Below are 20,479 nucleotides of genomic sequence, written 5' to 3' on the forward strand. Positions count from 1 at the left end.
CCTCATCCTCCTGCCTGGTGCGGCCGTGGGAGGGGTGCTCGGACGGGCAGCCGAGCGGCGTGCCCAGGGTCACCCCCCGACCAGGTGGCTCATGCTGGCCCCCACCCTGTTGACCGTGGCACTGCTCGACCCGGAGATCTTCACCGCCTTGCTCAGGACGGGAGAGGGAAGCGGCGCCCTCCTGGTCGTCGCCACCGCGCTCACCGGTGGCGTCGCACTCTCGAGCCGTCGCTGGACAACCGCCCGGGTCACCGCACTCGTGGTGTGGGGCCTGGGGATGATGGCCGTGACCTTCATCGGGACTATGGCGGGCCCTGCGTCCACCGCACGCGGAGTCTGGGTGTGCCTCCTGGGCGGTTCGCTGATGCTGGTGCTGAGCGTCGCCTCAACGCTGCCCCACCAGCAGGGTTCGCTGCAGGACGGCGCGCTGACGTGGGTCGGGGCAGCCGCAGGGTTCGCGTGGGCAGGATCCTTGCGCGGCTTCATGGCCGAGATCGTCGGAGACGGGTCGAACGCCTCGTGGCTAGGGACCTTCGGCTGGGTGCTGCTGCCCGGCACCCTCGCCGGCGCCCTGCTCGGCTGGGCGGAGCGTGAGCGCCGTCGAGGCAGGCCTCACCGCGTGCTGGTGTGGTCACCGCTCCTCTTCGGAGCAGTCCTCCTGCCCGGCCTGACCGACCTCGGCGCCCTGCTCGAGGACGGTATCGGCGGCGGGGCCATCGCCGTGCCGATCATGCTGGTGGTCGGCGCGTTCGCGCTCGCTGCCTGCCAGGTGTGGGTCCGGCTCGTGTGCACCATCGTGTTCGTTGCCGCGCTATCCGTCTGGTCGATCACCGCGACCGCAGTGGGCGGCGCGGAATTCGCCGTCAACACCCCCTACGGTGCTTGGGCGACGATCCTCTACTTCGGGCTCCTCGTCACCGGTGCGCTGGCGACGTCCCTCCCGCTCCGCAGCGCTCCGCACCGGGTGCGGCCGTCCGCCGCGACTGCTGCTGCTCCCCCCGCGGAAGAGGTCGCCCCGTGAGGACGCGGAGGACCATCTGCCCATCGGACCGTCGATCCGCGATGCCCTCCGGACGCGCGCGGCGGCAGGCATGGCCCTGGCGAGCGTGCAGAGGCACGCTCCAGAGCAGGTCGAGCCTCTCGCTCGATCGGCGGCAGGCGACACCGACCCGGATCGTCCGCGCAGTGTCCCGCACGCTCTCCGGCTGGGGGTTCGTGCTGGCCGCTCCGCGGTCCGGCGAAGGGCGAGGAGCGCCTCAGCACTCGGGATCGTCCCCGAACACCCGCACCTCCTGGGCGCAGCGACAGGCGACGGCGATCTTTCGTGCCCACTCGAGCGCCTCCTCGCGGGCGGCGACCTCGAGCACGGCGTATCCGCCCTCGATATGACGGGTCTCAGCGTAGGTGCTCTCGAGCACGGTGCCGGTCCCGTCGACCATCACGGGAGGCACCCTCCCGTCGATCCCGCCGCCGAACACCCAGACGCCGGCCGCCTTCGCCTCGCGCACCACGGCGTGGGAGTCATCGCTCACCTGCTGCATGTCCAGCTCCTGGATCCTCATCGCGCTGCTGGGGAAGGAGATCAGGTACTTCGACATCGGGTCCACCTCTCGTCGGCCCCGAGACACTGCGTCGCGGGGTCCTGTGCCTGCTGCCGGAGAGTCTCCTCCCCCGGTGTCCGCGCCGCTACCCCGCCGCCAGGTCCCGTCGGCGCAGCGCGGCCAGACCCACGACCACCAGCACCACCGCACCGACGCCCATCACCAGCAGCGGCACGCCCTCGAACTCCGCCGAGGGCAGCAGCGGGACGTGGTTCAGCGGCGAGACATCCTTCGCCCCATCGGGCAGGCCCAGCAGGTCGCCGAGGAAGGTGATGAGCGCGGTGTACACCACCAGTGCCCAGGCGACGCTCGTCAAACGCAGGTTCAGCCCGTACAGCGCCAGCGCGACGGCGCCGTAAAGCGCGATCGCGGGCAGGTAGGCGAGGGCGGCGGCGGTCATGTCCCCGATCCAGGCGGTGTCATCCGTCGCCGCCCAGACGCCGAGCCCCACTCCGAGGCCCAGCAGCACCTGCATCAGCGCCGTCTCGAGCAGCACCACCAGGAACCACATCAGAGCCAGGCGCACGCGGGAGGTGCCGGCCACCAGTGCCCCGGCGAGGCGTCCAGCGAACTCCTCGGTGCGCATCCGCAGCACTCCGGAGACGATCAGGGCGACCGGTCCGGTCGTGAGCATCATCAGCACGAAGGCGGAGAACGAGCCGGTGACGTCGTCCATAGCGATCGGCGCGAACTCCCCGATCGCCGGCATCTCCTCGATAAAGTCGGTGAGCGAGGAGGCCAGCGAGCCGAAGGCGAGCGCGAACAGGAACAGCCCGATCCCCCAGGCGAGCATCGACCCGGTCACCAGTCGCCGGGCGAGACCGCCGCGAGCCAGCAGCGCGGGCGAGGCGCTGCGCGGCCCGGCCGAGGCGGCACGCAGTCCGGCACCGACGTCTCGGCGGTGGGACAGGGCCCCGGCGAGCACCAGCAGGGCGATCACGGCGGCGAGGGAGACCAGCAGCGGCCACCAGCGCAGGTCCACGAAGACCCGGGTCTGCTGGGCCCAGGCCAGGGGCGAGAACCAGGAGAGCCAGGAGCCCTGGCGGTCGATCACGTCTCCGACTCCACGCACCATGAAGGCGAGGGCCAGCAGCCCGAGCGCCATCCCGGAGGCGGTGCCGGCGTGCTCGGTGAACTGCGCAGCGACAGCAGTGAGGGAGGCGAAGACCATTCCCGTCAGCGCGGTCGCGAGCCCGAGCGCGAGCGACCCGGCGATCTCTCCGCCCATGACGAGGGTGCCGGCCGTGATCGCTGCACCGAGTGCGAGGTTCGCGAGGCTGACGACGATCAGCGCGGCGACGGCGGGGGCGAGCCGTCCGGCGGGCAGCGCCCGGATCAGCTCCAGGCGCCCGGCCTCCTCCTCGCCGCGGGTATGGCGCACGGTGAGCAGCACGCTCATGATCGCGGCCGGGATCAGGATGTAGAGGAAGAGCTCATTGGCCACCATCGCCCAGAAGGTGTAGTGCTCGGTGGCGAAGTAGGGCCCGGTCATCATGACGGCCGAGGGGTTGTCCAGCAGCATCGCTCGCGCATCGAGCGCCCCCTGATCGGGATAGGCCTCCTCCATCGCGAGGATCGAGGCGGGCACCAGGACGAGCACAGCGAGTGTCCAGACGATGATCGCGCGTCGGGAGATCCGCCCGTAGAGCCGTACCAGGGAGCCCAGACCCGTCAGCGGCGAGGCCGCGACCGGGTCCGCCCGATGGGTGTGACGGCTGGGCGGGCGGATGGAGGTGCTCATGAGTCCTCCGCTCCGGCGCTGCGGGATCCGGCGGCGAGGTCATCACCGTAATGGCGCAGGAAGAGATCCTCGAGGGACGGGGGTGTGATGGTCAGCGCGGTGACCCCCATCCGGGTGAGGACCGGCAGGACATCGTGGAGCGCGGCGTCATCGACGTCGAAGCGGAGCCGGTCCCCGTCGATCACCAGGTCGTGGACGCCGTCCAGGGCGGCGAGCGGGGCGGGATCCGCGCTCGAGGTGGCGGCGACGGTGGAGCGGGTCAGGTGCCGCAGCTGGACGAGGGTCCCGGATTCGACGTCCTTGCCGGCGCGGATGATCGTCACCGTGTCGCAGAGCTTCTCGACCTCGGCGAGGATGTGGCTGGACAGCAGCACAGTGCGCCCGTCGGCTCGCAGGCGCGCGACCTCGTCGGTGAAGATCGCCTCCATCAGGGGGTCCAGGCCCGAGGTGGGCTCGTCCATGATGTACAGGTCCACGTCCCGCGACAACGCTGCGACCAGCGAGACCTTCTGGCGGTTGCCCTTGGAGTAGGTGCGGGAACGCTTCCTGGGATCGAGCTCGAAGCGCTCGATGAGCTCGCCCCGGCGGCGCCGGTGGGCGGCGCCCTTCTCCCCGCGGGTGAGCACGTCGATCGCCTCTCCCCCGGTGAGGTTCGGCCAGAGGTTCGTATCGCCCGGCACATAGGCGAGGCGCTGATGGATCTGCACGGCGTGGGACCACGGATCCATGCCGAGCACCTCGGCGGAGCCCGAGCTGGCCCGCAGCAGTCCCAGCAGCACGCGGATGGCGGTGGACTTCCCGGCGCCGTTGGGTCCGAGGAAGCCGGTCACCTGACCGCGGGGCACTGTGAGGTCGAAGCCGTCCAGGGCGCGCGTGGTGCCGAAGGTCTTGGTCAGGCTCCGGACCACCACGGCGGCATCGGACGTGGTGGAGGCGGAGCCGGTGGTGTCAGCAGTGTCGGTGGCGGTCATGACGGTGCCCCTTCGGTCGTGGGTGCGGCGGAATCGCCCTCGGAGGCCGCGGCGACGTAGGCGTCGAGCATCGAGGTGTCGGTCAGCAGCGGAACGGAGTAGATCTCGAGCACAGGCGCGGAGAGCGCCTCGGAGTAGGAGCGGAGCCATGCCGGCAGCTCCGTGAGATCGAGCGGCTCGCGCTGGGCTGGCAGCTGGAGCAGCAGAGAACCGAGCGCCATCTGCGTCAGTGCCCGGGCCCGCGCCTCGGGATCCCGGCTGGGGTTGATGAGCCCGGCCGCAGTGCCCTGCTCGAGGTAGACCAGGGCGTCGGCGGCGAAGTCGTCGACGAGCTGGCGGGCGAGCGGCCCGCCGGCCTGGAGCCGGCGCAGCACGTACCCGATGACGGGGGCATAGTGCTCGATCTCGGCGAGCTGAGCGAGCATCGCCCCGGAGCCACCGGACATCACGTCGAGCTTGCTCTCCCGCGTCGCCTTCAGCGCCTGACGGTCACAGGCCTCGAGCAGCTTCTCCCGAGAGCCGTAGTGGTGGATGATCAGGCCCGCACTGACCCCGGCATCCTGGGCGACAGCCCGCAGCGGAGCGCCCAGGCCCTCGACGGCGAAGCGCCGGAGCGCGGCCCGGAGGATTCGCTCCTCGGCGGATGGCGTGGGTTCCATGGCGCTCCTCGCGGGCGGGAAGATTGCGCGGGATCGGCTCTGACCAGCCCCGCGCTGAACGTCTGCTCACTAGGCTATACACGTGTTCAAACCGTGCGCAAGGGTGCGGGCGACGGTGACGCGGGGACTCCGCGGCAGGGGCGCGGAATTGTGCCGACAGGACCGATGGTCGTCGGCCGATAGGTCGTGCAGGCACAGAACTCGCCGCGCACCGCGGGAGCGGGCCGACGGGGGCGGGCGGGGGCGTGGGTGCGGGCGGGCCGGCGGGGGCGGGCGTGCAGCCCGCGGGCGCGGGAGCAGGACCCGGGCCGATCAGCCCAGGCTGTCGAGCCCGCCCTTGGCCTTCAGCAGCGAGAGCAGCAGGTCCTTGGGCCCGGTGGCGGGCGGGAGCGCGCACTCGTCGGGCTCGAAGGACCAGGCCGCGCGCAGGGAGCGGAACACCTCGAACTCGGCGTCCCCGGTGCGCAGCGGCACCGCCTGATAGCCGCCCGCCTCGGGCAGGTGGATGATGAAGGCGCCGGTCAGCTCCGGCATCTCGCGGGTGGTGCCGTCATTGTCCAGCAGCAGCTCGGCGCGGCACACGGCCACCCCCTGGAGGGCGTAGTCCCCGCGCACCTTCTTCGAGGTCTTGATATCGGCGCTGAGCACCGTGTTGCCGATCTTCACGATCGCATCGGTGGTGCCGGCGTAGCCCACCGTGTGGTTCACGACCGTCTGCTCGACCTCGAGGAACTCGGGCTGATAGTCCTCGAGGAAGCGGCCGTAGCCGTCCAGGCGCACCTCGGCGCGGGCGATCAGGGCCTGGGGATCCTTCTCCTCGGCGAAGCATCCCTGGGCGGCGCGCATCTGCTCGATGAGTCCCCCGATGTGGGCGCCGTCCGGCCGGGTGCCGCTGGTGCCCCAGTCCTCGCAGGCGGTGTGCACGAGGGTGCCGAAGTCTGCGGCGGTGCGGGTGTACTCCGGGGCGGCTGCGGCGATGCGCTTCTGCGTCCCCCAGCGGTCTCGGGTCACCCGGGAGATCTCGGCGGAGGCCCGCTGCGGGTTCCGGTCCAGCCAGGCGTACATGTCCAGCGCCCGCTTGGAGGCCATCGTCGCGTACCAGCCCTGCAGGAAGTCCTTCGCCCGCGCGCCGGCGACGGTGGTGATCGAGGGGTACATGAGCGGGCCGTCGGGCTCGAGTCGGTACATGCGGCCGCGCGGGGTGTCGGCGCTGAGGGAGGGCGTGGTCATGAGTCCTCGGGAACGGGAGCTGGCGTCGCCGGGGCGACGGGGTTGATGGACCTGCCCACCGTACGCCGCGGCCTGTCGAAGTGCGCTGAGCGGGTGTGCGGACGCGCCGGTCCGCTCCCTCGGATCACATGCGAGCCGCTCATGCTCACTCCTCTTCGCCGAAGATGAGCCGCGCGGCGATGATCCTGGCCCGGCGGGTCAGGCGGAAGTAGCGCTCCTCGAGCTCGGAGGCGGAGCCGTCCTCGCCATCGATCAGCAGCGCCAGGGCGCGCAGGTCGTGGCGGTCGGTGGGCAGCACGTCCCCCTCGCGGCCCTTCCACAGGAACAGTCCGCGCCGGATCTGCCAGGCCAGGATCCAGGCCTCGGTGAGCTCCTGGGCCTCGCGGGCGGTGAGCAGCTCAGCCTCCGCGGCGGCCGTGAGCTGCTCCAGGGTGCGGGGCGTGCGCAGCCCCTCGACCTCGTGGCCATGCTCGAGGGCGAGGATCTGGGCGGACCATTCCACGTCCGTCATCCCTCCTCGGCCGAGCTTCACGTGGAGGGAGGGGTCGGTGTTGCGGGGCAGCCGCTCGGACTCCACCCGCGCTTTCATCCGGGTGATCTCGCGGCGGGCCGGCTCCGGCAGCCCGCCGTCGGGATAGCGGTGACGGTCCATCTCCTCGCGCAGCTGCTCGGCGACCGCCTCGGAGGCGACCACGGGCCGTGCCCGCAGCAGGGCCTGCTTCTCCCAGGTCTCCGCGTCGCGGCGGTAGTAGTCGCTCCACGAGTCGAGGCTGCGGGCGAGCGGACCGATCTTCCCTTCGGGGCGGAGGTCTGCGTTCACGCGCATGTCCGAGCGGGCGGTGGGGGCGTTGAGGATCTTCTGGATCTGGGTGGCGACGGCGACGGCGATCTCGACCGCCGCCGTCCCGGCGCCGCGGTCGATCACGACGAACTGGACGTCGGCGTCGGAGGAATAGCCCATCTCGCGGGCGCCGAAGCTGCCCAGTGCGATGATCGCCATCTCGATCCCCAGGGCTCGGGCCGGATCGGAGCGCGTCTCGCGCAGCCTCAGGGCGGTCTCGACATCCACCTCCGGCTCGCCGTCGAGGGTTTCGGCGTCCTCCCCCACCACCTCCCGTTCGCGAGCCACGACGTGCAGGGCGACCAGCATCCCCGCCTCGAGCACCGCCTCGGCGAGGTCGGTGAGGGCCCGTGCGACCTCGGCCGGGCCGGCCACTCTCGTGAGGTGGGCGAGGGCGATGCGCAGCAGCTCCCGGTTGCGGGTGCGGCGCAGCACGTCGCGGGCCACCTCCGCGTCATCGACCCGGGAGATGACGGCGAGGAACTCCCGTCCCAGGACATCACGGTCCAGAGGGCGCAGCTGCTCGTTGCGGGCGAGCCAGCGCACTCCCTCGGGGATCTGCTCGAGCTGCTCGCCCACGTACCGGCCGGAGGAGAGCACCCGGGTGAGCCGCTTGGCGGCGAGTCCGGAGTCGCGCAGCAGTCCCAGATACCAGTGCGCGGAGCCGATCGTGTCCGAGAGCCGACGGAAGCCCAGCAGGCCGAGGTCGGGATCGACGCCGTCGGCGAACCATTCGAGCATGGCGGGCAGGAGCTGACGCTGGATCTTGGCGCGGCGGGAGATGCCCTCGGTGAGCGCGGAGATGTGGCCGAGCGCCCGAGAGGGGTCGCGGTAGCCGATCGCCGCCAGGCGCGCGGCGGCGTCCTCCTGGCTGAGTCGGATCTGCCCATCGCTGAGCTGCGAGGCGGTCAGCAGCAGCGGCCGGTAGAAGATCTCCTCGTGCAGCTGCCGCACCCGGCGCCTCGTGCGCTGGTAGCGCTGATGGAACTCGTCGGTGGACAGGCCCACGCTGCGGGCGAGACGGCGCAGATCGGAGGCTGCGGTGGGCAGCACCTGGGTGCGGCGCAGGCGGTGGAGCTGGAGGCGGTGCTCGACGCAGCGCAGGAAGCGGTAGGCCTCGTCCATCTCGGTGACATGGTCCCGTGAGATGTAGCCGCCCTCGCCGAGCCGGGCGAGGGAGTCGAGGGTGGAGCGGCCCTGGAGCACCTCGTCGGCGCGGCCGTGCACCATCTGCAGCAGCTGCACGGTGAACTCCACATCCCGCAGCCCGCCCGGTCCGAGCTTGAGATTCCGCTCGACCTCGGCGCGCGGGATGTGGGCCACCACGCGCCGTCGCATCGCGCGGGCATCCTCGACGAAGCCGTCCCGGGTGGAGGCCTGCCACACCCAGGGCTCCACCATCGCCTCGAACTCGAGCCCGAGCTCGTGGTCCCCGGCGGCCGCGCGCGCCTTCAACAGCGCCTGGAACTCCCAGGACTTCGCCCACTCGGTGTAATAGCGGCGGTAGGAGGGGACGGTGCGCACGAGGGGTCCGTCCTTGCCCTCGGGGCGGAGGTTCGCGTCGACCTGCCACAGCGAGCCCTCGCCGGTCCGCTCGGAGCAGGCCCGGGCGAGCTCGCGGGCCAGGGCCGAGCCGATCGTGATGACGTCCTTCTCCCCCTCGCCACCCTCCTCCGGGCGCTGCGCGGGAGCGACGACGTGCATGACGTCGACGTCGGAGATGTAGTTGAGCTCGCGGGCGCCGGTCTTGCCCAGCGCGATCACCGCCCAGCGCACCTTCTCGTGGCCCTCGATGGTCGCCCGAGCGATCGCAGCGCCGGCCTCGAGCGCCGCATCGGCGAGGTCGCTGATCGCGGCGGAGACGCGGGGCTGGAGCTCTGTCGGGTCCGTCGCGCAGACGTCTGCAGCAGCGATCTGCGCGAGCCGGCCGTGGTAGGCGATGCGCAGGGCGTCCCGTACCTCCCGGCCGCTGTCGCCGGCGACGGGGACGTCGGCCGCGGGATCTGCACCGACGGCCTCGAGCAGGGTGCGCCGGATCTCGGTCGCGGTCATCGAGAGCTCATCGTCGCCCTCGCGCAGCAGGGTCAGGTGCTCGGGATGGCGGGCCAGGAAGTCGCCGAGGGCGACGGAGGTGCCCAGCAGCGTGATGAGGCGGTGCCCGGCGGTGCCCGCCGCCCCGATCCCGCTGAGGAACTCGTCCATCAGCGGCTGGTGGTCGGCCGCCTGGGCGGCTTCGACCAGCCGCAGCAGCCCCAGCACCGCGTCGTCACCGTCGGCGGTGCCGCCCAGGGCCCGGGCGGCATCCTGGCCGAGCCCGGCCAGGGCCGGTTCGGCGAGGAAGCGGCGCACCCGGTCGGTGCTGCTGAAGCCGAGGCGCGCGAGGGCCCCGGTGGTGGTCGACGGTTCGCTGCTCACATGCTCTCCTGGCGAGTCGCTGCCTGCTCAGACGCGGCTGAAGGTGGAGCGCAGCTCGTAGTCGGTCACCTGCTCGCGGTACCGCTGCCACTCCTGACGCTTGTCCCGCAGGAAGAACTCGAAAACCTGCTCGCCGAGGGTGCTGGCCATCAGCTCGGAGCTCTCGAAGGCCTCCAGGGCACGGAAGAGGTCGGAGGGCAGGGGGTCGATGCCCATGGCCCGACGTTCCCGCTCGGAGAGATCCCAGACCGCGTCCTCCGCACCCTCGGGCAGCTCGTACTCGCCCTCGATGCCCGCCATGCCGGCGGCCAGCAGCACCGAGAAGGCCAGGTAGGGGTTGGCCGCGGAGTCCAGCCCCCGGAATTCGACGCGCGAGCTGGTGCCCTTGGTGGGCTTGTGGAAGGGCACCCGCACCAGGGCGGAACGGTTGTTGTGCCCCCAGCACACATAGCTCGGTGCCTCCTGCGCGCCCCACAGCCGCTTGTAGGAGTTCACCCACTGGTTGGTCACCGCGCTGTATTCGGGGGCATGGCGCAGAAGCCCGGCGATGAACTGGCGCCCGGTCCGTGAGAGCCCGTATTCGGCGCCCGGCTCGTGGAAGGCGTTCTTGCCGCCCTGGAAGAGGGAGAGGTGGGTGTGCATGCCGGAGCCGGGCTGGTCGATCATCGGCTTGGGCATGAAGGTGGCGACCTGCCCCATCGACAGCGCGACCTCCTTGACCACGGTGCGGAGGGTGACGATGTTGTCCGCCGTGGTCAGCGCGTCGGCGTAGCGCAGGTCGATCTCGTTCTGGCCGGGCCCGTTCTCGTGGTGGGAGAACTCGACCTGGATGTTCATCGCCTCCAGGTGCTGGATCGCGGTGCGCCGGAAGTCCTGGCCCTGCCCGCGATGGACGTGGTCGAAGTAGCCCGCGTTGTCGATCGGGCGCAGCACCTCGCCCTGCGCGTAGGGCTCCTCGAAGAGGTAGAACTCGATCTCCGGGTGGGTGAAGAACTCCAGCCCCTTCTCCTCCGCGCGGCCCAGGGCCTGGCGCAGCACCCGCCGCGGATCCGAAGCGGCCGGTTCGCCGTCGGGGGTGAGCACGTCGCACATCATGCGGCCCGTCGCGTTCGTCTCCCCCCGCCAGGACAGCAGCTCGAAGGTGCCGGGGTCGGGTCGCAGGAGCATGTCGGACTCGAAGCTGCGGGTCAGACCCTCGATGGTCGAGCCGTCGATCCCGATCCCCTCGGTGAACGCGGTCTCGAGATCCGAGGGGGAGATCGCGATGGACTTCAGCGTCCCCGCGATATCGCAGAACCACAGCCGGATGAAGCGCACGTCCTGATCGGAGACGGTGCGGATGACGTCATCGTGGAGATGTCCCATGTGACCAGTGTGCCTCAAGCCCCGGGACCGCCGGAGACGGAACACCCCGGCATCCGAAGGCTGGATGCCGGGGTGCCGATCTCACGGACGGAGCACTCAGCCTGCCTGCTGCTGCATGGCAGCTGCCCCGTCGACGTACCACTGGCCGTCATCGGCCTTGAGCACGGAGAGCCCGGCATCCGTGCCCAACAGGGTGATCCCGGCAGTGCCGTCGCCGTTGTCGACCGCCTCGATCATCGAGCGTTCCATCATGTCGGCCGTCGCAGGATCGACCCCTGCCTCGCCCGCCGTCTCGGTGAAGCTCGTGACGCACTCGTCGCGATCCTTGCCCTCCAGCGGCTGGTCGGTCAGCGGGTTGGTGATGAGCGAGCATGCGGTCTCGCCGTCGGCACCGGCGGCAGCCTGCAGGAACTCGAAGAAGCGGTCGCCCGCGGCGGTGAGGTCCTCCTCGGAGAGCGGCTCGCCGGCGGCGGCGTCGCCCTCGCTCGCGGCGGCGTCGCCCTCACCCTCGTCGGTGCTCGCCTCGCCGCCGTCCTCCTCGACGGGGTCGGCCTCGTCGGCCGGCTCGCCCGCGTCCTCTGCGGGCTTCTCCTCCGACACGGCGGGGTCCGTGGTCTCGGTCTCCCCGCCTCCACAGGCGGCGGCCCCGGCGATGATGGCAAGGGCCCCCAGCCCTGCGGCGGTCCCACGAACTGTCCTGCGCATGATCGACGTCATGATGCTGTCCTCCCTCTGGATGCCGACGCGGATGCCGACGACGCTCAGCGTGGCACAGCAGCCGCTGCGCTGTCGCTGGGGAGAACTCCCCATTGCGCACCCTCACGAGGCGTCGCGACGGGCTCAGAAGGGGATCGAGAAATACCATTCCTGGTCGTCACCCTGCACCATCGGGATGTCCAGCGGCTCCCCGAGCAGGCTCAGCGAGACGGTGCCGTCACCGTTGTCGACAGCCTCGACCATCGAGGTGTCGATCACGTCGAACCGGCCCGGCACCAGCAGCTCCGAGTAGGAGGCGAGCGCGGGTTCCACCCCGTCGGCGCATTCCTGGAGCCGCTCGCCCTCGGGAGCGGCGCGGGTGGTGGGGTCCAGCACGAGGGCGCACGCCGCGTCCCAGTCATGGTCGTCCAGCAGCTGCAGACCCTCGACGAAGCGCTGGGAGGCGGCCTCGAGCTGCTCGTCGCTGAAGGGACTGCCGGCGGCTTCCCCGCCGCCGTCGCTCGGCGCGGGGGTGCTCTCCTCCGCGGTCCCGGGGCCCGGCGCGTCCTGCGGCGAGGTGCTGGTCTGCGGCGACGGGGAGGGTTCTGGATCCCCGCCGGTGCAGGCCGAGGCGCTCAGCGCGAGCGCGAGCAGCCCGGCGCCTGCAGCGATGCGGCGGCCGATGCCGTGCGTCCTCGTTCTCACGTCGCCTTCTCCTCCTGGCCGACCGATGCGTGGGTCGGCACCAGGGTGACACATTCCAGGGCAGGCGAGGTGAAGAGGCCGAAGGTCGTCGACCCGGCGCACGCGATGAGGCCGGTTCCGACGGCGATAGGCTGGAGCGCAGTTCCCCACCCGTTCACTGCCCAGGAGCGCCTTGTGAGCACTGAGTCCCCCGCCGCCCCCGGCCCCGCCTCTCCGGCGAAGATCCGCCTGCGTCATCTGCAGCTGGCCAAGTCGCAGGGGCAGCCGTTCGCGATGCTCACCGCCTACGACCAGTTCGCCGCGCAGATCTTCGAGGCGGCGGGCATCGAGGTGCTGCTGATCGGGGACTCCGTGGGCAGCACCGTGCTGGGCCACTCCTCCACCACCGCGACCACCCATCAGGACATGCTCACCTTCACCGGTGCGGTGGCCCGCAGCGTGCACCGCCCGCTGGTGATGGCGGACCTCGCCTTCGGGACCTATGAGAGCGGGCCGACGGATGCGCTGCGCCATGGCGTCGAGCTGATCCGCGCGGGTGCCGAGGTGGTCAAGCTCGAAGGTGGGGTGGAGGTCACCGCGCAGGTCCGGGCGCTGGTCGATGCCGGAATACCGGTGTGCGGTCATCTGGGCTTCACCCCGCAGTCGGTGAACTCGCTCTCAGGCCACCGGGTCCAGGGCCGTGACGAGGCCGGCGCCGAGAAGCTCCTCTCCGACGCCCTCGCGCTCGAGGAGGCGGGCGCCTCCGCGATCGTGCTCGAGCTGGTCCCCGCCGCGGTCGCCGCGCGCGTGACCGACGCGGTCTCCGTGCCCATCATCGGGATCGGCGCCGGGCCGGACTGCGATGGCCAGGTGCTGGTCTGGCAGGACATGGCCGGGCTCTCCGGCTTCCAGGGGAAGTTCGTGAAGGCGTTCGCGGATCTGCGCGGAGACCTCCAGCAGGCTGCGGAGCAGTACCGCACCGAGGTGCGAGAGCGCAGCTATCCGGGAGCCGAGCACTCCTTCGAGTGAGCCGGAAGGCTCAGCGCGCGCCGTCGGGCGTCGCCGGCGGAGTGCCGTAGTCCTCCCAGTCCTCGTCGGCCTCCTCCCATTTCTCATTGCGAGCGGCGGCGGTCTGCAGCGCCTGCTCGGCCTCCCGCCGGGTCGGGTACGGTCCCATCAGCTCCGAGCCGGGGGACTGCCGTCCCTCCTCCACGCTGCCGGTGCTGAGGTTGTAGTAGAACTGCGCGCCTTCGCTCATGTCTGGCTCCTTCGAAGTCGATGAGAGACTGGTGGGCATGACTGTAGAGCAGGAATGGACCCGTCCAGAAGGCCGTGCGCTGCTGGTGCCCGGCACCCTCGGCCCCCGTCGCAGCGTCCCGGCGCGCATCGAGCGCCCCGAGTACGTCGGCAAGGACGAGGCGGTCTCGGACAGCGGTCCCCGCGTGCAGACCCCTGAGGTGATCGAGCGGGTGCGCGAGGCCTCGCGCATCGCCGCCCTGGCCCTGCAGGCCGCCGGCGAGGCGGCCCAGCCGGGGGTGACCACGGACCGGATCGACGAGGTCGTCCACCAGGTGCTGATCGAGAACGGCGCCTATCCCTCGACGCTCGGTTACCTGGGCTTCGAGAAGTCCTGCTGCACGAGCCTGAACGAGGTCATCTGCCACGGCATCCCGGACTCGACCGTGATGGAGTCCGGGGACATCCTCAACGTGGACGTCACCGCCTTCATCCACGGTGTGCACGGGGACTGCAACGCCACCTTCGCGGTGGGCGAGATCCATCCCCGCGCGCAGGATCTGGTCACCGTCGCGCACGAGACGATGATGCGCGGGATCAAGGTCGCCAAGCCCGGTCGTGAGGTGAACGTGATCGGCCGCGTGATCGAGAAGTTCGTGGCCCGCCACGGCTACGAGTCGGTGCAGGACTACACCGGCCACGGCGTCGCCGAGGGCTTCCACAACGGCCTGATCATCCCGCACTACGACTCCGCCCCGATGTTCGACGACGTCATCGAAGAGGGCATGACCTTCACGATCGAGCCGATGGTGACGATCGGTTCCCAGGCGTGGGAGCAGTGGGACGACGGCTGGACCGTGGTGACCAGGGACCGTTCCTTCACCGCGCAGTTCGAGCACACGATGGTCATCACCGCCGACGGCCCCGAGCTGCTGACCGTCGTCTGAGTCATCACGGACCGCGCGCCGCCGAGACCCTCACGCCAGGTATTCTGGGCGGCTGTGAGCACCGCCACGTCCGGTGCACTGATCAGCGGGGCTCGGACCTGCCCCGCTACGGCAACCAGGAGACACGATGAGCAAGAAGGCTTTCGGGATCGACATCGGCGGCAGCGGCATCAAGGGGGCCCCGGTGGATCTGGCCACCGGTGAGCTCCTCGCGGAGCGGGTGCGGATCGCGACCCCGCAGCCCTCGACGCCCGATGCCGTCGCGGACGCGGTCGCGGAGCTGATCGCCTCCTTCGACATCGACGACGACATGCCGGTGGGCGTCACCTTCCCCGCCGTGATCCAGGCCGGGGTGGCCCAGACCGCAGCGAACGTGGACAAGGCCTGGATCGGGACCGACGTGGATGCGCTGCTGACCGAGCGCACCGGCCACGATGTGTTCGTGGTCAACGACGCGGACGCCGCCGGCATCGCCGAGATGACGTTCGGCGCGGGCCAGGACACCTCGGGGGTGGTCCTGGTGATCACGCTCGGCACCGGCGTGGGCAGCGCGACCTTCGTGGAGGGGACCCTGGTGCCCAATACCGAGCTCGGTCACCTGCTGCTGCACGGGGACTCCGCCGAGAAGTACATGGCCAGCTCCATCCGCGAGAAGGAGGAGCTGGACTGGGAGACCTGGGCGGGACGCCTCCAGGAGTACTTCTCGCATGTCGAGTTCCTCTTCAGTCCCACCCGGATCATCGTCGGCGGCGGCGTGTCCAAGAAGCATCAGAAGTTCCTGCCGCTGCTGGAGCTGAGGACCGAGATCGTGCCGGCGGAGCTGCGCAACGAGGCCGGGATCGTCGGCGCTGCAGCCCTCGCCCGCCGCGAGCAGAAGTCGCTGCTGAAGGCGGCGAAGAAGTCCGACGGAAAGTCGGACGAGAAGTCCGCGAAGAAGGCTGCCGACAAGGCGGAGAAGAAGGCTGCGAAGAAGGAGAAGGTCAAGCGCGAGGCGGCGAAGTAGGCCGCGCCTCTCGCCTGCGTGAGGCTCGCGCCGCGTCCCGTCGGGGTCGCGGCGCGAGGCCCCGAAGGGCGGACCAGCCGGCCTATAAGCCGGGTTCTGTAATCGGCAGCCATCCCTCTACGATCGCCGTTGCCGACGACCTCCAGCGGTCTACCCAGGGACTCGGGCCGGCGCCCTCGAACATCCCCTGTCTGACCTTGCTCCCGGTGGGGTTTACCGTGCCGACCTCGTCACCGAGGCCGCGGTGGTCTCTTACACCACCCTTTCACCCTTACCGCCGCTCCCCGAGGGGTGCGGTGGCGGTCTGCTCTCTGTGGCACTGTCCCGCGGATCACTCCGGGTGGGCGTTACCCACCACCGTGCCGGATGGAGCCCGGACTTTCCTCGGCCCCGAGGCCGGAGCCCCGAGGACGCGGCTGCCCGGCCGACTGGTCCAGCTCTCAGCATACCGGGCAGCGCATGCCGGTCAGGCCCAGCCCTTCGTGCCCGAGACCTCGCTCCTGCTCGTCAGCTCTCTGCGTGCGACGGCCGGAGCGCCTCGATCCAGCATCTCGGCCCTGGTCGCTGCGCCACGTGCTGAACATCTCCCGGCCGCTGACCTGCCCATGCCATGGCGGCGGCACAGAATGGTCAGGTGCTGATCCTGCTGCCGCCCTCGGAGACCAAGACCCGTCCCGCCGCGGACGGCGCCGACCCCCTGGACCTCGAGGCACTCGGCCTGCCGCAGCTGACCGCGGCGCGCGGCACCGTCCTGCGGGCCGCTCAGCGCACCGCCGTCGCGACCGACGGCGCCACGAAGCTCGGTGTGCCCGCCTCGTCGCCCGAACTCCTGGACCGCATGGCGCAGATCGAGTCCGAGCCGACCGCCGGTGCCCTGTCCGTCTACTCGGGTGTGCTGTTCGACCAGCTCCGGGAGGACCTCTCCCCCGTCGAAGATCGGCGGGTGCTGGTCCAGAGCGCCCTGTTCGGGCTCGTCGATGCCGGCACCGACCGGATCCCCGCCTATCGTCTCTCCGCCGGCTCGACCCTCTCGCGCCTCGGCAAGGCCGGTTCCTGGTGGGCACCACGGCTGAAGCCCCTCGTCCATGACCTGCGCAGCGAGCAGGCGGCGAGCGACTCCCCCCTGGTCATCGACTGCCGCTCCGGCTCGTACCGCTCGATGATGGCGATGCGCAGCGGCGAGGGAGTGCGCGTGCTCGAGGTGTCTCCGGTCCAGGAGCGCGCCGGGGTGCGGAAGGTGATCTCCCACGACGCCAAGCGGTATCGCGGGCTGGTGACCGGGGCGCTGCTGGAGGCGGAACGGACACCGACCACGGCCGACGAGGTGGTCGATGTCGTCCGCAGCGTGTTCAGCACGCACCTGCAGGTCGAGCTCGACGGCGACCGGCTGGTCGTCGTGGACCGCGTGGGCTGAGAGCGACGTCAGCTGGCGCGGCCGCCCCAGGGGTCGGTGGTGTGCTCGCTGAGGAGCACCTCGAGACCGGGCAGCGCGGTCTCGAGCAGCTCCTTCGCCAGCGGCAGCCAGAGCGCCTCGCTCGCGGCATGGGGCACGTCGATCAGCGCCGGCACCGCTGCGGGATCAGCGGCGGATTCGAGATGCTCGAGTGCCGGATGGTGACGCAGGTCCGAGGTGATGTACACATCGACCTCGGCGCCGGCGGCGGCCTCGAGGAAGGAGTCCCCGGCGCCCGGGCAGACGGCGACGCGGCGCACCGGCCGGTCGGCGTGGCCGGTGTGGAGGATCCCGCGGGCGGTGGCCGGGACGATGCCTGCGATCGCGGAGCTCAGCTCCCCCACCGTCGTGGCCGCGGGGAGAGTTCCCACCGCACCGAGTCCGAAGCGGTGGGAGCCGTGCGCCGCGTCAGCAGGCACCTCCCCCGGGATCAGCGCGGCGGCGTCCTGCAGGCCGAGCTGCGAGATCCAGGCGCCGACGGTGCCGCGGGTGGAGCGGTCCACGTTCGTATGCCCGCACCACAGGGCGGTGCCGTGGCGCAGCAGGTGGGTGACCACGGCGCCCTTGCCGTCGTCGGCCGGGAGGAAGCTGGCTCCGCGAAGCAGCAGCGGGTGGTGGGTGACCAGGAGCTCTGCGCCGTGGTCCACCGCCTCGCGAGCGACCGACACCGTCGGATCCACTGCCAGCAGCACGCGCCGCACCGCGGCGCCCCGCTCTCCCAGCACCAGGCCCACCCGGTCCCAGGGCTCCGCCCAGGAGCGGGGGTAGGCGGCCTCGAGGGCGCCGATCACGGCGCTGACGGTCGAGGCGGCGGCGTGGGTGCCGGATCCGGGCGTGCTCTGCACAGCGCTCATGCTCCCAGCATCCGCGCTTCGACCAGCGCGGCCTGGTAGGCCTTCCAGGGCATCAGCACGCATTTCACCCGGGCCGGGAACTTCGCCGCGCCGAGCAGGGCGATGCTGTCGCCGATGAGGTCCTCATCGCCCTCGAGCCGTCCGCGCGAGCGCATGGCCGCTTCGAAATGGTCCTGCGCGGGGGCGACCTCCTCGATGGTGCGACCGATCAGCAGGTCCGCCATCATCGAGGCGGCGGCGCGGCTCATCGCGCAGCCGACGGCGTCGTAGGAGATGTCCTCGATCCGCTCACCGCCTTCGGCGAGGCGCAGGCGCAGCGTGATCTCGTCGCCGCAGGTGGGGTTCACGTGATGGACCTCGGTGTCGAAAGGCTCGCGCAGCCCGGCGTGCAGGGGGCGCTTGTCGTGCTCGATCACGAGCTCGGTGTACAGGGCGGACAGCTGGTTGCTCATGAGAGGGATCCGAAGAAGTCGATGGTGTGGGCGACGCCGTGGACGAAGGCGTCGACCTCGGCGGCGGTGGTGTGGACGGAGAAGCTGGCCCGGGTGGTGCCGTGCACCCCGAAGCGGCGATGCAGGGGCCATGCGCAGTGGTGGCCCACGCGCACCTCGATGCCCAGGGAGTCGAGCACCTGGCCCACATCGTGGGGGTGACGACCGGCGACGTCGAAGGCCACGGCACCGGCACGCGAGGGAGACGCCGCAGGGCCGATGATCCGCACGCCGTCGATCGCGGCGAGGCCGGTCAGCGCCTGCTGGGTGAGCGCCTGCTCATGGGCGGCGATGCGCTCCATCCCGAGCGCGTCGAGATAGTCGCAGGCTGCCGCGAGGCCGACGGCCTGCGAGATCGGCGGGGTGCCGGCCTCGAAGCGGGCGGGCGGCTCGGCGAAGGTGGAGCGGTCCATGTGGACCATTTCGATCATGGAGCCGCCGGTGAGGAAGGGCGGCAGCTCGGCCAGCAGCTCGTACCGCCCCCACAGCACGCCGATCCCGGTGGGGCCGAGCATCTTGTGCCCGGACAGGGCCACGAAGTCGACACCGAGCGCGGCGACATCGAAGGGCATGTGCGGGGCGGACTGCGCGGCATCCAGCACGGTGAGGGCGCCGACGGCACGCGCGGCCTCGACCAGCGCGGCGACCGGGTTCACGGTGCCCAGCACGTTGGACTGGTGGGTGAAGGCGATGACCTTGGTGCGCTCGGTGACCAGCGTGCCGAGATCGGTGAGGTCGAGGGTGAAGTCGTCCGTCACCGGGATCCAGCGCAGTCTCGCGCCGGTGCGCCGGGCGAGCTCCTGCCAGGGCACCAGGTTCGCGTGGTGCTCCATCTCCGTCACCAGGATCTCGTCCCCTTCGCGCACCCGCAGCCGGGCCGGCGTGGAGTCGTCGCCGTTGCCCAGGGAATACGCGACCAGGTTCAGCGCCTCGGTGGCGTTCTTGGTGAACACCACCTCGTCGGGCGACGGGGCGCCGATGAAGTCGGCGATGCGTTCGCGGGCGCCCTCATAGGCGTCGGTCGCGAGACCCGCCATCCGGTGGGCGCCGCGCTTGACCGCGGCGTTGTCGTGGAGGAGGTAGGCGACCTCGGCGTCGATGACCTGCCGGGGGCGCTGCGAGGTGGCACCGCCGTCGAGGTAGATCAGAGGGGTGTCCGGATCGAGCATCCGGGTGAGGATCGGGAAGTCTGCGCGAATCGCCTCGACATCGAACTCTCTGCTGAGTGCACTCACCTGCGCGGCTCCTCCTTCAACGGGGCTCCGGCCCAGGCTCCGCGAGCTGCGGAGCACGCCGGTCATGGCTGCCCCGCCAGTATAGGAAGCGTCCAGGTCGACGGGCCGGGCCGTGAGACCCTGTGCACAGCCCCTCACCCCTGCGACCTGCCGGAGGCACCGCCATCACGAATCTCATCCTGCTCGCCATGGCCGTGGCCATCCTGGTCTCGGTGGTCATCCTGATCGGACAGCTCCTGATGCGGCGCCAGCGCGCCCGCGAGGAATGGGAGAGGTCCGGACGCCCGGAGGCACCGGAGAAGACTCCAGAGGAGAAGGCGAAGGAGCGCCAGACCGGTGTGATCTGGGGCTGCCTGATCGTCGCTGTGCCGGTGGCGCTGGTGCTGCTGTACACCGTGACCCGGTGAGAGCTGCGGGGAAGGTTCCGGTGGGTCGTGAGGGGCTCGAACCCCCGACCTCCTGGGTGTAAACCAGGCGCTCTGACCAACTGAGCTAACGACCCGGGCGGGGGCGAACCCCCATGACACCCGACTCATCGGGCGTCGTGACGCTCCTCACCGGGAGCGCCCCGCGGCACAGCTCAGCTGGTGCGGCTGGCCAGGCGGGTGCCGGTCCAGTCCGGCGCGAGGCTCACCGAGGTCATCACCCGCAGCCCGGCGATGCTCGCACTCTCCTGGATGTCCCCCGGCATCACGTGACCGGGCCGGCCAGCCTTGGGAACCAGCATCCATACCGGCGCGCCGGGCTCGATGTTCCGCAGGGTGTCGACCATGGCGTCGGTGAGGTCACCGTCGCCATCGCGCCACCACAGCACCACGGCGTCGACGATCTCCTGGGTGTCCTCGTCCTCGAGCTCGTCGCCGATGAGGTCCTCGATCGCGTCGCGCAGGTCGAGATCGACGTCATCGTCGTAGCCGATCTCCTGCACGATCTGGCCAGTGGTGAAGCTCAGCACCTCGGCGAGGGAGCTGGACGAAGTGGCGTCTGCCGACGGTGACAAGAAAGGACTCCTTCAGAGCAGGGGTAGAGCGAACTCGGCAGCGACGGGGGCCTGCAG

Annotated in this window: 20 protein-coding genes, 1 tRNA gene and 1 other RNA gene; 6 read left to right on the forward strand and 16 right to left on the reverse strand. The window is 70.9% G+C overall.

Annotated features, from left to right (window positions below; genetic code table 11):
* The first annotated feature begins 91 nt into the window (after positions 1-91).
* Positions 92-1,021: a hypothetical protein gene (locus Q0937_RS15240; RefSeq protein WP_299305390.1), complete on the forward strand. Its 930-nt coding sequence runs from the start codon at positions 92-94 to the stop codon at positions 1,019-1,021.
* 235 nt (positions 1,022-1,256) lie between these two features.
* Here Q0937_RS15240 and Q0937_RS15245 read toward each other — a convergent pair whose 3' ends face one another.
* The 9 genes from Q0937_RS15245 to Q0937_RS15285 form a co-directional block, all read right to left on the reverse strand.
* A complete protein-coding gene (locus Q0937_RS15245; protein WP_299305393.1) occupies positions 1,257-1,598 on the reverse strand; it encodes a YciI family protein in 342 nt (113 codons plus the stop codon).
* Between the two features lie 88 nt (positions 1,599-1,686).
* The gene (locus Q0937_RS15250) at positions 1,687-3,342 is read right to left on the reverse strand and encodes an ABC transporter permease (protein WP_299305396.1); all 1,656 of its coding nucleotides are present in this window, start codon (positions 3,340-3,342) and stop codon (positions 1,687-1,689) included.
* Positions 3,339-4,313 (reverse strand): ABC transporter ATP-binding protein, encoded by a 975-nt coding sequence (locus Q0937_RS15255; protein ID WP_299305398.1) that lies wholly within the window; start codon positions 4,311-4,313, stop codon positions 3,339-3,341. The genes Q0937_RS15250 and Q0937_RS15255 overlap by 4 nt, the downstream gene beginning before the upstream one ends.
* A complete protein-coding gene (locus tag Q0937_RS15260; protein WP_299305401.1) occupies positions 4,310-4,972 on the reverse strand; it encodes a TetR/AcrR family transcriptional regulator in 663 nt (220 codons plus the stop codon). The genes Q0937_RS15255 and Q0937_RS15260 overlap by 4 nt, the downstream gene beginning before the upstream one ends.
* Before the next feature lie 312 nt (positions 4,973-5,284).
* Positions 5,285-6,202 carry a hypothetical protein gene (locus Q0937_RS15265; RefSeq protein WP_299305403.1) on the reverse strand — a complete coding sequence of 306 codons (918 nt, stop codon included), beginning with the start codon at positions 6,200-6,202 and terminating at the stop codon, positions 5,285-5,287.
* A 145-nt stretch (positions 6,203-6,347) separates the two neighbouring features.
* Positions 6,348-9,458 carry a bifunctional [glutamine synthetase] adenylyltransferase/[glutamine synthetase]-adenylyl-L-tyrosine phosphorylase gene (locus tag Q0937_RS15270; protein WP_299305405.1) on the reverse strand — a complete coding sequence of 1,037 codons (3,111 nt, stop codon included), beginning with the start codon at positions 9,456-9,458 and terminating at the stop codon, positions 6,348-6,350.
* Positions 9,459-9,485: 27 nt separating this feature from the next.
* Positions 9,486-10,823, reverse strand: a complete 1,338-nt coding sequence (locus tag Q0937_RS15275; protein WP_299305407.1) for a glutamine synthetase family protein — start codon at positions 10,821-10,823, stop codon at positions 9,486-9,488.
* Positions 10,824-10,919: 96 nt separating this feature from the next.
* On the reverse strand, positions 10,920-11,540 hold the full coding sequence (locus Q0937_RS15280; RefSeq protein WP_299305409.1) for a hypothetical protein: 621 nt from the start codon (positions 11,538-11,540) through the stop codon (positions 10,920-10,922).
* Positions 11,541-11,663: 123 nt separating this feature from the next.
* Positions 11,664-12,224 carry a hypothetical protein gene (locus tag Q0937_RS15285; RefSeq protein WP_299305411.1) on the reverse strand — a complete coding sequence of 187 codons (561 nt, stop codon included), beginning with the start codon at positions 12,222-12,224 and terminating at the stop codon, positions 11,664-11,666.
* A gap of 174 nt (positions 12,225-12,398) precedes the next feature.
* Between Q0937_RS15285 and panB the strand changes: the two genes are divergently transcribed.
* Positions 12,399-13,232 carry a 3-methyl-2-oxobutanoate hydroxymethyltransferase gene (gene panB / locus Q0937_RS15290; protein ID WP_299305413.1) on the forward strand — a complete coding sequence of 278 codons (834 nt, stop codon included), beginning with the start codon at positions 12,399-12,401 and terminating at the stop codon, positions 13,230-13,232.
* A 10-nt stretch (positions 13,233-13,242) separates the two neighbouring features.
* Here panB and Q0937_RS15295 read toward each other — a convergent pair whose 3' ends face one another.
* Positions 13,243-13,461: an SPOR domain-containing protein gene (locus tag Q0937_RS15295; RefSeq protein WP_299305415.1), complete on the reverse strand. Its 219-nt coding sequence runs from the start codon at positions 13,459-13,461 to the stop codon at positions 13,243-13,245.
* A 37-nt stretch (positions 13,462-13,498) separates the two neighbouring features.
* Here Q0937_RS15295 and map point away from each other — a divergent pair, with 37 nt between their 5' ends.
* Positions 13,499-14,386, forward strand: coding sequence for a type I methionyl aminopeptidase (gene map / locus Q0937_RS15300; RefSeq protein ID WP_299305417.1), 888 nt, complete (start codon positions 13,499-13,501; stop codon positions 14,384-14,386).
* A gap of 127 nt (positions 14,387-14,513) precedes the next feature.
* Complete coding sequence (gene ppgK, locus Q0937_RS15305) at positions 14,514-15,389, forward strand: polyphosphate--glucose phosphotransferase (protein WP_299305419.1); 876 nt, start codon at positions 14,514-14,516, stop codon at positions 15,387-15,389.
* Positions 15,390-15,458: 69 nt separating this feature from the next.
* Here ppgK and rnpB read toward each other — a convergent pair.
* Positions 15,459-15,821: RNase P RNA component class A (rnpB, locus tag Q0937_RS15310), an RNA gene on the reverse strand.
* A gap of 202 nt (positions 15,822-16,023) precedes the next feature.
* On the opposite strand from rnpB, the gene yaaA reads away from it, so the two are divergent.
* Positions 16,024-16,803, forward strand: coding sequence for a YaaA family protein (yaaA, locus tag Q0937_RS15315; RefSeq protein ID WP_299305423.1), 780 nt, complete (start codon positions 16,024-16,026; stop codon positions 16,801-16,803).
* An 8-nt stretch (positions 16,804-16,811) separates the two neighbouring features.
* Here the strand turns inward: yaaA and Q0937_RS15320 are convergent, their stop codons facing one another.
* The 3 genes from Q0937_RS15320 to Q0937_RS15330 are packed head-to-tail and all read right to left on the reverse strand — an operon-like array spanning position 16,812 to position 19,422.
* Positions 16,812-17,696 carry a Nif3-like dinuclear metal center hexameric protein gene (locus tag Q0937_RS15320; protein ID WP_299305426.1) on the reverse strand — a complete coding sequence of 295 codons (885 nt, stop codon included), beginning with the start codon at positions 17,694-17,696 and terminating at the stop codon, positions 16,812-16,814.
* Positions 17,693-18,148 (reverse strand): Fe-S cluster assembly sulfur transfer protein SufU, encoded by a 456-nt coding sequence (gene sufU, locus Q0937_RS15325; protein ID WP_299305429.1) that lies wholly within the window; start codon positions 18,146-18,148, stop codon positions 17,693-17,695. The genes Q0937_RS15320 and sufU overlap by 4 nt, the downstream gene beginning before the upstream one ends.
* Positions 18,145-19,422: an aminotransferase class V-fold PLP-dependent enzyme gene (locus Q0937_RS15330; RefSeq protein ID WP_299305431.1), complete on the reverse strand. Its 1,278-nt coding sequence runs from the start codon at positions 19,420-19,422 to the stop codon at positions 18,145-18,147. Before Q0937_RS15330 ends, sufU begins: the two co-directional genes overlap by 4 nt.
* Before the next feature lie 188 nt (positions 19,423-19,610).
* On the opposite strand from Q0937_RS15330, the gene Q0937_RS15335 reads away from it, so the two are divergent.
* A complete protein-coding gene (locus Q0937_RS15335; RefSeq protein WP_299305433.1) occupies positions 19,611-19,829 on the forward strand; it encodes a hypothetical protein in 219 nt (72 codons plus the stop codon).
* A 21-nt stretch (positions 19,830-19,850) separates the two neighbouring features.
* Here Q0937_RS15335 and Q0937_RS15340 read toward each other — a convergent pair.
* A tRNA-Val gene (locus tag Q0937_RS15340) sits at positions 19,851-19,924 on the reverse strand.
* A 78-nt stretch (positions 19,925-20,002) separates the two neighbouring features.
* Positions 20,003-20,422: a DUF3052 domain-containing protein gene (locus tag Q0937_RS15345; RefSeq protein ID WP_299305435.1), complete on the reverse strand. Its 420-nt coding sequence runs from the start codon at positions 20,420-20,422 to the stop codon at positions 20,003-20,005.
* Positions 20,423-20,479: the final 57 nt, after the last annotated feature.

It is taken from the genome of uncultured Brachybacterium sp., from assembly GCF_947500705.1.
Taxonomy (GTDB): domain Bacteria; phylum Actinomycetota; class Actinomycetes; order Actinomycetales; family Dermabacteraceae; genus Brachybacterium.

Bases quoted from the DNA above. Each gene is read 5' to 3' on its own strand.
- Q0937_RS15240 (WP_299305390.1), top strand. From the start codon at position 92: ATGCTGGCCCCCACCCTGTTGACCGTGGCACTGCTCGACCCGGAGATC.
- Q0937_RS15245 (WP_299305393.1), bottom strand. From the start codon at position 1,598: ATGTCGAAGTACCTGATCTCCTTCCCCAGCAGCGCGATGAGGATCCAG.
- Q0937_RS15250 (WP_299305396.1), bottom strand. From the start codon at position 3,342: ATGAGCACCTCCATCCGCCCGCCCAGCCGTCACACCCATCGGGCGGAC.
- Q0937_RS15255 (WP_299305398.1), bottom strand. From the start codon at position 4,313: ATGACCGCCACCGACACTGCTGACACCACCGGCTCCGCCTCCACCACG.
- Q0937_RS15260 (WP_299305401.1), bottom strand. From the start codon at position 4,972: ATGGAACCCACGCCATCCGCCGAGGAGCGAATCCTCCGGGCCGCGCTC.
- Q0937_RS15265 (WP_299305403.1), bottom strand. From the start codon at position 6,202: ATGACCACGCCCTCCCTCAGCGCCGACACCCCGCGCGGCCGCATGTAC.
- Q0937_RS15275 (WP_299305407.1), bottom strand. From the start codon at position 10,823: ATGGGACATCTCCACGATGACGTCATCCGCACCGTCTCCGATCAGGAC.
- Q0937_RS15280 (WP_299305409.1), bottom strand. From the start codon at position 11,540: ATGACGTCGATCATGCGCAGGACAGTTCGTGGGACCGCCGCAGGGCTG.
- Q0937_RS15295 (WP_299305415.1), bottom strand. From the start codon at position 13,461: ATGAGCGAAGGCGCGCAGTTCTACTACAACCTCAGCACCGGCAGCGTG.
- map (WP_299305417.1), top strand. From the start codon at position 13,499: ATGACTGTAGAGCAGGAATGGACCCGTCCAGAAGGCCGTGCGCTGCTG.
- ppgK (WP_299305419.1), top strand. From the start codon at position 14,514: ATGAGCAAGAAGGCTTTCGGGATCGACATCGGCGGCAGCGGCATCAAG.
- Q0937_RS15320 (WP_299305426.1), bottom strand. From the start codon at position 17,696: ATGAGCGCTGTGCAGAGCACGCCCGGATCCGGCACCCACGCCGCCGCC.
- sufU (WP_299305429.1), bottom strand. From the start codon at position 18,148: ATGAGCAACCAGCTGTCCGCCCTGTACACCGAGCTCGTGATCGAGCAC.
- Q0937_RS15335 (WP_299305433.1), top strand. From the start codon at position 19,611: ATGGCCGTGGCCATCCTGGTCTCGGTGGTCATCCTGATCGGACAGCTC.